Annotated in this window: 9 protein-coding genes (1 of these 9 only partly in view); 4 read left to right on the top strand and 5 right to left on the bottom strand. The window is 61.8% G+C overall.

Annotation, left to right across the window (positions count from 1 at the left end; genetic code table 11):
* From hrpB to I8E17_RS17255, 3 genes are all read left to right on the top strand, one after another.
* Nucleotides 1-1583: the 3' portion of an ATP-dependent helicase HrpB gene (hrpB, locus tag I8E17_RS17265; RefSeq protein WP_113366437.1), read on the top strand. It extends 895 nt beyond the left edge of the window; 1583 of the gene's 2478 nt are visible here — the last part of the coding sequence; its start codon lies beyond the left edge, outside the window; the stop codon is at nt 1581-1583.
* 47 nt (nt 1584-1630) lie between these two features.
* A complete protein-coding gene (locus I8E17_RS17260; protein ID WP_219511483.1) occupies nt 1631-2923 on the top strand; it encodes an ActS/PrrB/RegB family redox-sensitive histidine kinase in 1293 nt (430 codons plus the stop codon).
* 76 nt (nt 2924-2999) lie between these two features.
* Nucleotides 3000-3587 carry an ActR/PrrA/RegA family redox response regulator transcription factor gene (locus tag I8E17_RS17255; RefSeq protein WP_069613960.1) on the top strand — a complete coding sequence of 196 codons (588 nt, stop codon included), beginning with the start codon at nt 3000-3002 and terminating at the stop codon, nt 3585-3587.
* A gap of 58 nt (nt 3588-3645) precedes the next feature.
* Here the strand turns inward: I8E17_RS17255 and I8E17_RS17250 are convergent, their stop codons facing one another.
* Complete coding sequence (locus I8E17_RS17250; protein ID WP_113366439.1) at nt 3646-4182, bottom strand: MmcB family DNA repair protein; 537 nt, start codon at nt 4180-4182, stop codon at nt 3646-3648.
* A 181-nt stretch (nt 4183-4363) separates the two neighbouring features.
* Between I8E17_RS17250 and I8E17_RS17245 the strand changes: the two genes are divergently transcribed.
* On the top strand, nt 4364-5038 hold the full coding sequence (locus I8E17_RS17245) for a L,D-transpeptidase (protein ID WP_069613969.1): 675 nt from the start codon (nt 4364-4366) through the stop codon (nt 5036-5038).
* 264 nt (nt 5039-5302) lie between these two features.
* Here the strand turns inward: I8E17_RS17245 and I8E17_RS17240 are convergent, their stop codons facing one another.
* From I8E17_RS17240 to I8E17_RS17225, 4 genes are all read right to left on the bottom strand, one after another.
* Nucleotides 5303-7471, bottom strand: a complete 2169-nt coding sequence (locus tag I8E17_RS17240) for a malate synthase G (RefSeq protein ID WP_113366440.1) — start codon at nt 7469-7471, stop codon at nt 5303-5305.
* A gap of 118 nt (nt 7472-7589) precedes the next feature.
* Nucleotides 7590-9593: a hydantoinase/oxoprolinase family protein gene (locus I8E17_RS17235; RefSeq protein WP_113366441.1), complete on the bottom strand. Its 2004-nt coding sequence runs from the start codon at nt 9591-9593 to the stop codon at nt 7590-7592.
* Nucleotides 9594-9680: 87 nt separating this feature from the next.
* Entirely contained in the window at nt 9681-11075 is a 1395-nt protein-coding gene (locus tag I8E17_RS17230; RefSeq protein WP_113366442.1) for a cytochrome P450, read from the bottom strand.
* A gap of 119 nt (nt 11076-11194) precedes the next feature.
* Complete coding sequence (locus tag I8E17_RS17225) at nt 11195-12148, bottom strand: DUF1402 family protein (protein WP_069613955.1); 954 nt, start codon at nt 12146-12148, stop codon at nt 11195-11197.
* Nucleotides 12149-12287 lie beyond the last annotated feature (139 nt).

Here is a 12287-nt window from a genome sequence, read left to right as displayed (position 1 = left end):
GATTGCAGCGCCTGCCCGTTTTCGAGGCTTCCACTGGCATCACGCGGCTCGAGACGGTGCGCGTGTCGCGCGCCTCGGCCGATCAGCGCGCCGGCCGCGCCGGACGAACCGAACCGGGCATCGCCATCCGGCTCTGGCATCCGGGGCAGACCGCGGCGCTTCCGGCGTTCACGCCGCCGCAGATCCTTTCGAGCGATCTTTCCGGCCTGGCACTCGATTTGGCCCATTGGGGCGTGCAAGATCCTGCGACGCTTGCCTTCGTCGATCAACCGCCTGCGACCACGCTTGCCGAAGCACGAGCCCTGCTGAGACAGCTGGGTGCGCTCGACGCGGAAAACGGGCTGACGGCGCGCGGACGGCTGATGCGCGAGCTCGCCCTGCCGCCACGACTGGCGGCGATGGTGATTTCGGCTGGCGAATTCGGCCAGGCGCGCGAGGCGGCGCTGCTTGCCGTACTGCTGACGGAACAGGGGCTTGGTGGGCAGAGCATCGACGTGGAAGACCGGCTGCGGCGCTTCAAGACCGAGAAGGGTGAACGGGCCGAGGCCGCGCGTCGTCTTGCCGGGCGTCTCGCTCAAGCGGCCGGTGGCAACGGCGGCACCCCTTCCTCTATTCCTCCGCTTGCCGGCGCGCTGCTGCTGCATGCCTTTCCCGACCGCATCGCGCTGCAGCGTGGCGGGCGGGGACGTTTCGTCATGGCCAATGGGCGCGGCGCAGAGTTGCCGGAGACCGAGCGGCTTGCCGGCTCCCAGATGCTTGTCGTCGCGGACCTGACGGGACGTGCGGCGCAGGCGCGCGTTCTTGCTGCGGCGGAGATTTCCCGCGCCGATGTCGAAGAGCATTTGCCGGGCGAAATTCGCACCGAAGACCAGAGCTTTTTCGACAGAGCGAGCCGGCAGGTGCGGGCGCGGCGGATGACAAGGCTCGGTGCCATCATCTTCGAAGAGACGCCTCTGCCGCGGCCCACCGGCGAGCCGGCGGCCAAGGCGCTGGCGGACGGCATACGGGAGCTCGGGATCGGTGTCCTGCCGTTCTCCAAGGAAGCCACGCAGCTGCGGGACAGGATCGGCTTCCTGCATCGGACGATCGGCGATCCGTGGCCCGATATGAGCGACGAGGCGCTGCTTGCTCGGCTTGAGGAATGGTTCATGCCGTTTCAGCCCGACGCGCGCGGCCTCTCCGATATCTCCGCGGGCAGCCTTTCCAACGGGTTGATGTCTCTCGTGCCGCACGAGCTGCAGCGCGACCTCGCTCGAATGGCACCGACGCATTTCGAGGCGCCGACCGGCCACCGCCATCCCATTCAATATGATGGCGAGGAACCACTGTTGACCATTCGGGTGCAGGAGCTGTTCGGGCTAAAGCAGCATCCGGCCATCGGCGGCGGCAGATTGCCGCTGGTGCTGGAATTGACATCGCCGGCATATCGCCCGATCCAGACGACGCGCGACCTGCCGGGCTTCTGGGCCGGATCCTGGAAGGATGTGCGCGCCGATATGCGCGGCCGCTACCCCAGGCACCCCTGGCCGGAAGATCCGGCCGAGGCCTTGCCGACGACACGCGCCAAGCCAAGGGGGACATGACGATGGCACGCTTCTTCCGGGGACTGGAAAAGCTCTCCGAAGCCGAAATGAAGGCGCAGGAGGGCCATCATACCAGCCGGCGGCTGAGACTGCAGACGCTGGTGCGCCTGCGCTGGCTTGCGGTCGGCGGTCAGACGGTAACCGTGATGATCGTCGCCTTCTGGCTGAAATTTCCCATGCCGCTGCTGCCCTGCTGCGTACTGATCGCCTGCCTTGCCTGGATCAACTTCTTCCTGACGCTGCGCTATCCGCCCACGCACCGACTGGAGCCGCCGGCAGCCTTCGCGCTGCTCAGCCTCGATCTCCTGCAGCTCTGCGGACTGCTGCTGATCACCGGCGGGCTTGCCAATCCCTTCTCGGCGCTGGTCTGCGTGCCTGTCATCATCTCCTTCGCATCGCAGCCGATTCGCTACAGTATGCCGCTCATCGTACTTGCAATGATCTGCATTACCGGTCTGGCATTCTCTCCCTTCCCCCTGCCCTGGTATGAGGGCGTTTCGGTCAGCGTGCATAGCGTCATGCAGCTGGGCGTGTGGTGCTCTATCGCCTCCACCATGGCCTTTGCCGCCTTTTATGCCTATCGCGTCTCCATGGAGGCGTCGCAGCTTGCCGATGCGCTCTCGGCAACCGAACTGGTGCTGCAGCGGGAAAAGCACCTGTCGCAGCTCGACGGGCTGGCGGCGGCGGCGGCACATGAGCTCGGCACGCCGCTTGCGACCATCAGCGTCGTCGCCAAGGAGATGGAGCGTGAACTGCGCGAGGACGACCGCTTCCGCGAGGATGTGGCGCTGCTACGCAGCCAGAGCGAGCGCTGCCGCGATATTCTCAGGCGGCTGACGACGCTATCCTCCGAGGACGAAGCGCATATGAGGCGGCTGACGCTATCCTCGATGATGGAAGAGGTGATCGCGCCGCATCGCGAGTTCGGGATCACGCTGGAGCTGATCGAAAAGAGCCCACGCTCGGGCGAGCCTGTTCTGTCACGCAATGCCGGCATCATGTACGGCCTCGGCAACCTCATCGAGAACGCCGTAGATTATGCCCACAAGACGGTGACGATCACCGTGGAATACACGACAGACATTCTCGCCATCATCATCGAGGATGATGGTAATGGCTATTCGCCCGAAATACTGGCGCGCATCGGCGAACCCTATGTCACCTCGCGGCAACGCGACGACACGGCAGGCGGCCTGGGGCTCGGGCTCTTCATCGCCAAGACGTTGCTCGAGCGCTCGGGCGCCACACTTTCCTTCGGCAATCGCGATCCGGAAACGCCGGGAGCGCGCGTCCGCGTCGAATGGCCGCGCGTGTTAATTGACAGTAATTCGACAAAATGATTTTCACGGCTTAAAACTGCGGACGTCAAAATAGGTAGAAATATGCAGGCGAATGATCGCCGGGATAGAAGATAGAATGACGGATAAAGAGAGCGCAGCCCCGCAGACCGAGACAAAGGACGCCGCCGGCCACATTGGCGCGGATGCCACATTGCTGATCGTCGATGATGACGGTCCCTTTCTGCGCCGGCTGGCGAGGGCAATGGAGGCACGCGGCTTTGCAGTCGAGACGGCGGAATCGGTGGCGGAAGGCGTTGCCAAATCCAAGGCTACCCCCCCGAAATATGCCGTGGTCGACCTTCGCCTCGGCGACGGCAACGGGCTCGACGTGATCGAAGCCATCCGTCAGCGACGGGACGACACGCATATCGTGGTGCTGACGGGCTATGGCAACATCGCGACGGCGGTCACCGCAGTCAAGCTCGGCGCGCTTGACTATCTCGCCAAACCTGCCGATGCCGACGACGTCTATGCCGCGCTGACGCAGCGCCCCGGCGAGAAGGCCGAAGTGCCAGAAAATCCGATGTCTGCGGACCGTGTGCGATGGGAGCATATCCAGCGTGTCTATGAAATGTGCGAGCGCAATGTTTCCGAGACGGCCCGGCGCCTCAACATGCATCGCCGCACCTTACAGCGCATCCTTGCCAAGCGGGCGCCGAAATAGAGCATACTATTGTATCGGGAGAGGACGCTGTAAGTGCAAGCTTCAAAGGCGCTCGAAGCTAACGCGTCTCCCCCCCCTCATCCGCCCTTCGGGCGCTTTCTCCCCGAGGGGAGAAGGCAAAATCCTTACCTGTCGCCCATTCTGCCAGCATTAAGCGCTGGGCGGCGGCGCGGGAGAAATTGAGCGTTACCGATTTGCGCGTCGCAGGCGGCAGGCGATGCTCCGGCGCCTCGCGCAGCATATGGGCGCCGTAGCCGTCCGACAGAAACAGCCCGCAATCCTCCGGGAAGATATCCAGCGGCACATCCTTGTGCGTCGCGAAGAACATCCGGTCGCAATGCTGCCGGTATTCGGGCCATTTGCGGTCGACGCGGAAATCCTCGATCGAGGTCTTGATCTCGATGATCCAGATCTCGCCCTTTTCCGAGAGGCTGATGAGATCGGCGCGGCGACCGCTGGCGAGCGGCAGCTCCGGTAGCACGGCGTGACGCATGTCGTGCAGTAATAGTTGCACACCCTTGCGTACAAGCATGGCCCGTTCCGACTGCCGGCCATCTATTAACGGATTGTTATTGTAAACGTTCAAAATCGTCATGAATTGTCTCGCGGACAGGTCAAGCGTTGTTGCAAAAAAACCATGTCCTTCTAATTTGCGCGCCGGCCCTATTTTTGTAGGGCGAGAGCAGCTTGCAAAGCCAAGTTTAATGGAAAATAAACCGTAGACAAAGATGGTTGATAACCATCCGCTCCCCGCCACGAAATTTCGAGAGACTTTCATGCGCATCCGTAATGCTATGACCGCACTCGGCCTTGTCGCAATGCTTGCATCGGCTGGCTATGCCAGCACTGCAGCAGCAGCGCCGGCCGCCACCGCAAATTCGGCTACCGAAACCATCAAGACGTTCGATGGCGACTACGGTGTGACGACCGACAATGGCTTTCAGCTGCCGGCGATCCCGATCCAGAAGGTGAAGCCGCAGTTCCGCCGTCAGATCGTTGAATACAAGACGGATGAAGCGGAAGGCACGATCATCGTCAACACGCGCGAGCGTCACCTCTATTATATCCTCGGCAATGGCGAAGCGATGCGTTACGGCATCGGCGTCGGCAAGCAGGGCTTCTCCTGGTCCGGCACTGCATACGTCGCCTGGAAACAGGAATGGCCGAATTGGCATCCGCCGAAGGAAATGGCTGTCCGCCGTCCGGAAATCGCCAAGTATGTCGAGGGCGGCATGAACCCGGGCCTTTCCAACCCGCTCGGCGCACGCGCCATGTATCTCTACAACGAAAAGGGCCAAGACACGCTGTTCCGCCTGCACGGCACGCCGGAATGGGCGTCGATCGGCACCGCTGCCTCCTCGGGCTGCATCCGCCTGATCAATCAGGACGTTATCGATCTCTACAGCCGCGTTCTTCCGGGCCGCAGCACCAAAGTCATCGTTATCCAGTAATCACACTGGACATTCGGATTGAAAAAGCCGCCGGATCGGTATCCGGCGGCTTTTTTGCTTAAGGGATTTGGATCGATCCCGACCGTCAGATCCCGTCGTCCTTTGAGGCTCCGCCTTTGGCTGCGCGTGCCTCAGAATGAAAGCTGACTTTTTCCGCTGGCCGCAAGAGTCCTTCCATCCCATCCCGAGTTGCCTTGCCGTCAAAGCGTCAGCGCAGCGACAAGGCCTCAAAGGATCGAGGTGGCCTCCGACGAAGAGATGGGGTTATCCCGCCTGCTTTGCCTTCAGCTCGATGCGGCGGCGATGTAGGACCGGTTCGGTATAGCCGTTCGGCTGCTCGCGCCCTTTGAGAACGAGATCGAGCGCGGCTTGGAAGGCGACGGAGCCGTCGAAATTGCCTGACATGGGAACGTAGTTAGGATCGCCGGCATTCTGCTGGTCAACCACAGCCGCCATGCGCTTCATCGTTTCCAGAATCTGCGCTTCCGTGATGACCTTGTGATGCAGCCAGTTGGCCATGTGCTGCGCCGAGATGCGCAGCGTGGCGCGGTCTTCCATGAGGCCGACATTGTTAATGTCTGGAACCTTGGAGCAGCCGACGCCCTGATCAACCCAGCGCACAACATAGCCGAGGATGCCCTGGCTGTTATTGTCGATTTCCCGCTGGATTTCCTCCGGCGTCCAGTTCGGCCGCGAGGCGACCGGCACGGAGAGGATGTCGGAGAGCTTGGCGCGGGCGCGGCTCTTCAGGCTCTTCTGCACATCAGCGACATTGACGCGATGATAATGGGTAGCATGCAGCGTCGCGGCCGTCGGGGATGGCACCCAGGCGGTGTTGGCACCCGCCTTGGGATGCGCAATCTTCTGCTCGAGCATGGCCGCCATCAGATCCGGCATGGCCCACATGCCCTTGCCGATCTGGGCATGACCGGAAAGGCCGCATTCCAGGCCGATATCGACGTTCCAGTTCTCATAGGCGCCGATCCAGGCCGCCTGCTTCATATCGCCCTTGCGGATCATTGGGCCTGCTTCCATCGAAGTATGGATTTCATCACCGGTGCGATCGAGGAAGCCGGTATTGATGAAGACGACGCGCTCGCGGGCGGCGCGGATCGCTTCCTTGAGGTTGACCGTCGTGCGGCGCTCCTCGTCCATGATGCCCATCTTGATGGTATTGAGCGGCATCCCAAGCAGATCCTCGACGCGCGAGAAGATGTCGACCGCGAAGGCGACTTCTTCTGGCCCGTGCATCTTTGGCTTGACGACATACATGGAGCCGGTGCGGGAATTCTTGCGGCGGCCACTGGGGCCGATGTCATAGAGCGCGATCAGGCCGGTGATGGCGGCATCCATGATGCCCTCCGGCACCTCATTGCCATCACGGTCGAGAATGGCCGGATTGGTCATCAGGTGGCCGACATTGCGCACCAGCATCAGCGAGCGGCAATGCAGATCGAACCTGCCGCCATTCGGCGCCGTATAGGTGACATCGGGGTTGAGCCGGCGGGTAAAGGTCTTACCGCCCTTGGCGACTTCCTCGGTCAGATCGCCTTTCATCAGGCCGAGCCAGTTGCGGTAAACCTCCGCCTTGTCCTCGGCATCGACGGCTGCGATCGAATCCTCGCAATCCATGATCGTCGTGATCGCCGATTCCAGGCGGACATCGGAAATGCCGGCCAGATCGGTCTTGCCGATGGCAGTGCTCGTGTCGATGACGATTTCGATATGGATCCCGTTTTGCTTCAGCAGGATATGGGTGGGGGCAGCGGCATCACCGAGATAGCCGGCGAAATGGCTGCTCTCGGCCAGCTTTACGGCGCCGCCCTCGGTCGTAACCGCCAAGGCGCCATCCTTCACAGCGAAGCCGGTGACATCCTTCCAGCTTGCACCATCAAGCGGAACGGTGGAATCAAGAAAATCCCGAACCCAGGCGATGACCTTCTCGCCGCGCTTGGGATTATAGCCCTTACCCTTTTCAGCGCCATCGGTCTCCGGAATCGCATCGGTGCCGTAGAGGGCGTCGTAGAGCGATCCCCAGCGGGCATTGGCCGCGTTCAGGGCATAGCGGGCATTCATGACGGGAACGACGAGCTGCGGGCCGGCGATCTCTGAAATTTCCGGATCGACATTGGCGGTCGAGATCGTAAAGGCCGGACCTTCGGGCACGATATAGCCGATCTCGCGCAGGAAGGCTTCGTAGGCGGCGAGATCGACGGGCGCGCCGTTCTTGCGATACCAGTCGTCGAGCGTTGCCTGCATGCGGTCGCGCTTGGCGAGCAGCTCGCGGTTCCTCGGCGCGAGATCATGAACGATCTTTGAAAAACCGGCAAAGAAGGCCTCGGCATCCACGGTCGAACCCGGTAGCGCCTCCCTGACGAGGAAATCATAGAGGACCTGTTCGATCTGAAGCCCGTGTTTTTCGATGCGGCTCATGCCATATACTCCTCAAGGCCGTGTTACGGCTCAATTTTTACATGTTGCCACTTTGCTCACGGTTTCACTTCTGTCAATTTGGCAATAGTTCGAAAGATTTATGCCTTTGTGGAAATAATCAATCCGTAGCGATTCGGGGACGGCCCGTGGCGGTTGCCACGAACCGGGCCTCGATCAGCTTGCGACTGCCTTCCACCTCGGGCGCATCCACCTGCTCATCCACTGTCACCACGAGGTCGACCGCGCCATTCAGCCTTGCCTGCGCCATCGCAGCTTCGATGGCCCGCGCGCGGGCATCGGCAAAACTGCGGCTCTCGTCCATGTAGCGCAGGCTCTCGCCGGCGCCGTTCAGCACATAAATGCCATCCTCCGGCATGGTGACGAAGACGGTGACGCTGGTGCGGACCTGGCCGACGACGGCACCGACGGCATTCGCCACATCCGAATCACCGGGAATGGCGCTCTCGGTCGCCAGCATCTCGGCAATGGCGGGATAATAGACCGGAGCGGAAGCGCCGAGGCCGACAAGCGGCCGATCGAGCGAAACGGCGAAGCGGGCGATCCCCGGCGCACGGCGAAGGGCACGATCGATGGAGATGGATTTTGCGGGATCCAGATCGGCCACGCCATCTTCGGCCAAACAGGCGGCAAGAATGACGTCGGCCGACTGGCGGGTAAGGCGATCGACGATCTTCTGCGCCAACTCCTCGACGGATTCGGCGATCGGACGGCCAGAGCCGTCCTTCAGCCGCATCGCCAAGGCCAGCCCGAGGCGGGCGGCTTCAACGTTCCATTGCCCCTGCCCGCCAAGCACATGCATGGCGTCCGAAGGCGTCGGGCCGCTCAGATGCACGAGACCGCGCGCCACAAGCCGATCCAGCGTTGCCTTCTGCGACGTCATCGTCAGAAGCTTGTCGAGCGCCACGGGCACGTTACCGATGCGATCGAACAGCGCCTGCTCGGGCCCGGTGAGGCCGCTTGCAAGATGATCGGGTACGCCAGTGCGGAGCGCGAAGCGGCCGGCATTGCGGGCGAGATGCGTCGCCCGCAGCTGCTGCTCCAACACCTCAAGCACAGCGCCTCCATGCATATGAGCGGCAAGGCTCAGCGGCAGCAGGCGGCGCGGGCCAAGTTCGAAAGCAGCGATAAGGCCGCGATCGTTGATCTTCACTTCGGAATCGCCGCCGAGTCCATAGGTGCGCATGGCGACGGCCTCAACCATGGTGCGATAGCCTCCGACCACGGCACCATCGGCATCCAGCCGCGGCCGGCCATCTTCCATGACGGCGACGTCGGTGGTGGTGCCGCCGATATCGGAAACGACGGCATTGTCGAGGCCGGTGAGATAACGCGCGCCGACAAGACTTGCGGCTGGACCGGACAGAATGGTCTCGATCGGCCGCAGCTTGGCTTCATCAGCCGAAATCAAGGCGCCATCGCCACGAACCACCATCATCGGGGCTAAGATGCCGCGCGTCGTCAGAAATCCCTCGCAGGCACCGACGAGGCGATCGATCATCGAGACCAGACGGGCATTCAACAGCGTCGTCAAAGCCCGGCGCGGGCCTCCGAGTTTGGAAGACAGTTCGTGGCTGCAGGTGACGGGCAGATGCGAGAGTTCACGAATGCAGTCGCGCACCTTGATTTCATGAGCCGGATTCCTGACCGCGAAATAGCCGGCAACGGCGAAGGAGGAGACCGATTTCGCCAGTTCCGGCAACGCGTCGCGCAGAGCCGTCAGATCGAGCGGATTTTCATTGCCATGAACATTGTGACCGCCGGGGAGGAAGAGCACGGGATCGGAGCCCAGTGCTTCCGCAAGGCCATCACGCTTGAGATCCTGGGGGCCAAAACCGACCATGACCAGCCCGGCGCGACCACCCTGCCCTTCGACAAGCGCATTGGTCGCAAGCGTCGTCGACAGCGATACGAGGCCGATGGCCGAAACGGGAATGCCGGCCTCGGCGATGACGGCATCGACGGCGCCGGCAATGCCGACAGCCAGATCATGCCGCGTGGTCAGCGATTTCGCCTTGGCGATTACGCCATCGGTTTCATGGAAGAGAACGGCATCGGTGTAGGTTCCACCCGTATCGATGCCGAGCAGGAAATGAGATGTCACGGCAATATCCAGCTCTTGAATGCAATGCGATGCCGTTATTGCACCCTTCCGGGCCGAGCCGCTAGCTGGCGGGCGGCAAAAACAGTTCTATCGTCTCGTAACCCGCATCGGCAAACCGCCGCGTGGCTGCGTCGTCAGCTTCTGCACCGGCCAGGGCTTGGTTTCTTCGGTCAGGCCGAAGCGGAATCGGCGCATCATCACGGCAAGGGCGATGACCGCTTCCTGAAGCGCGAATGTCGCGCCGATGCAGACGCGAGGGCCGGCGCCAAAGGGCAGATACTGAAAGCGATTGATCTTGCCGCGGTTCTCCGGAAGAAAGCGCTCCGGCATGAAGGCGCGCGGCTTTTCCCAATAAAGCTCATGGCGATGCAGCGTCCAGGGCATGATGAGGACGGTGATCCCCTTTTCTATCGTCACGCGCTCGCCCTTGGGGCTCGTCCATTCGTCATCGGCGATCGCGGCGCGGTTGATCGACGGCGCCGGCGGATAGAGGCGCATCGCCTCCTCGAAAGCGGCGCGGACATGCGGCATGAGATCGAGCCAGGCGACCGGCTCCGCATCGGTTGCGAGTACCCGGTCGATTTCCTCTTCCATGGCCTCGCGAATATGCGGGCTGTTGGCGACGCAATAGAGCGTCCAGGCCAATGCTCGGGCCGTCGTCTCGTGCCCGGCGCCGATGAAGGTGAGGATATTGTCTTCGATCTCTTCCATGGTCAGCCCATCCGGACCGGCCTTTTCGAGAAGCAGCGTCAGGAAATCGTCGGGTGCGCTGGCTCTGTCCCTCCGCATCTTTTCGAGACGCTGATCCATGGTGGTGCGGACGATGCCGCGGAACTTGTCGAGCACGCGCTGACCGCCGATGCGGGTGATGCGCGGCACCCAGGCGGGGGCACGCAAAAGATCCATGGGATCGACCCGGCCCATGCGATGCAGGAGCTCATTGACCTCATCGGCGAAATGCTCGCCTTCGGTGACGATCTCGCCGGAAAACAAGGTCTCCGCCAAAATGGCGAAGGTCAGCTCCGTCATGTCGGCAGCGATATCGAACACCGCGCCTTCGGTGCCGATCTCATCGTATTTATGCAGATATTCCAGGCTTTGGCACAGCATCTGGCCGGCGAAACCCTGGGCATGACGCGGCGTGAACACCGGCGCCACAGCTTTGCGTGACCGCTTCCAAACCGGTCCTTCCGCCGTCAGCAGACCGTCGCGCAGGATCGGCCGCAGCACGAGCTGGCGGATATCGGCCATGCGGTAGTTGGCGGCATTGTCGACCAGAACATGCTTGATCAGGCCGGAATCATTGACGATCAGCGTCCGCTCGTTGAAGAATTTGGTCTTGATCCAGGGAAGCGTGTAGGAGGGCTCGCCCCAGAGTTCGAGCGGATTGCGCAGGATCGTGCGGATGATCGTCAAACGGGAGGGCGGCACGGTGCGCGGAATCGGTGCCGGCGGGGAGAAGGCTTCCGGAATCATGTCCATCAGATCAATTCTCCTCGAAAAGCAGCCGTTGCTTAATCTAAGCCGCTGGAACGGCGTGCCCATCCGATATGGGGAACGCCGCCGGCAAAATCCAGACGATAAAACGTCGCGCTGCGCGCTTATAAAAGCGATTTTAGGTCGCTGAGCTTATCATTGATGAGCCACCCATAGTAATTTTCCTCCGGCCAGACCGGCTGCGAGGAACCACGGTTCTTGGCGGCAAGGGCGGCGGCGCGCTTGCGGGAATTGCCGAGATTGTAGAGCGTCGCGGTGATGCCCGGATTGCCCGAAATATCCATGCCGGCGATCGAGCGATAGTCGTCGATCGACTTGCGGATCGAGGCGGCGACAAAGGCGAGCGACAGATCCGGGTCCATGATCGCCTTGTAGACGCCGCCGGCATCCTTCTCGTCGAGCTTCGGGATGCCTGAGGTGCGGCTGACGAGATCGGAGAGTTCAAGCGCCGTCAGTGGATTGACCTGGCCAAGGCCGAAGGTCTGGCCGGCATAGAAGGGCTGGAAGAAGACGGCACTGAAGCGATTGTCGGGATAGGATTTGCCGCCAACCGTCTTGCCGCGGAAATCGTCTTCCCAGACATCCTCGCGGCAGGTCCAGAGGCTGTAGGAATCACCCTTGCCCTTGCAGGCATCGAATTGCGGCCGGGCAACGAAATCATCGACGTTTTCGCCGTTGTAAGCGAAGCGGAAGCTCTGGCCGGCATAGGAGGCAGCCTTGACATAATAGGACTGCAGGCCGTCATAGGCATCGACGTTATAGGTATGCTCGCCGACGAGCGCGCCGATGATGTGGATCGGCTCGATGCCGTAGGCGCGGGCCGTCGACTTGATCTTCGACATCAGCTTCGTATCGGTCGCCAGCAGTTCGCGGACCTTCTGGTACTTGCGTTCGAAGGTGGAATTGGTGCCGCGCGTGCGCCGGACGGAGGCGCCGGGAACCGGCGGCTGCTCGGCATTGCGGTTGCCCGGAGGCACCGTGGTCGCCGCATCCGCATGGGCTGGTATCCAGGAGAAGCTGGCGACCGCCAGAAGGAGAGTGATCAGTATGCGTCGCACGATGGCTGCCCCGTCGAAGTTTCAACCGATGTTTCCGTGCGACGGACTGGCGGATAATCTTGGCCGAATAAAGCCATCCGACATAAGGAAACGGGCCCCTAACTAAAAAGTTAACGGCCCGTTGTCGAGTGTCTACTGT

It is taken from the genome of Rhizobium sp. AB2/73, from assembly GCF_020871915.1.
Taxonomy (GTDB): Bacteria; Pseudomonadota; Alphaproteobacteria; order Rhizobiales; family Rhizobiaceae; genus Rhizobium; species Rhizobium dioscoreae.
This window is presented reverse-complemented; position numbering and strand designations above follow the sequence as displayed.

Coding starts and splice junctions, on each gene's coding strand:
- I8E17_RS17240 (WP_113366440.1), bottom strand. CDS start 7,471: ATGAGCCGCATCGAAAAACACGGGCTTCAGATCGAACAGGTCCTCTAT.
- I8E17_RS17260 (WP_219511483.1), top strand. CDS start 1,631: ATGAAGGCGCAGGAGGGCCATCATACCAGCCGGCGGCTGAGACTGCAG.
- I8E17_RS17250 (WP_113366439.1), bottom strand. CDS start 4,182: ATGACGATTTTGAACGTTTACAATAACAATCCGTTAATAGATGGCCGG.
- I8E17_RS17255 (WP_069613960.1), top strand. CDS start 3,000: ATGACGGATAAAGAGAGCGCAGCCCCGCAGACCGAGACAAAGGACGCC.
- I8E17_RS17245 (WP_069613969.1), top strand. CDS start 4,364: ATGCGCATCCGTAATGCTATGACCGCACTCGGCCTTGTCGCAATGCTT.
- I8E17_RS17230 (WP_113366442.1), bottom strand. CDS start 11,075: ATGGACATGATTCCGGAAGCCTTCTCCCCGCCGGCACCGATTCCGCGC.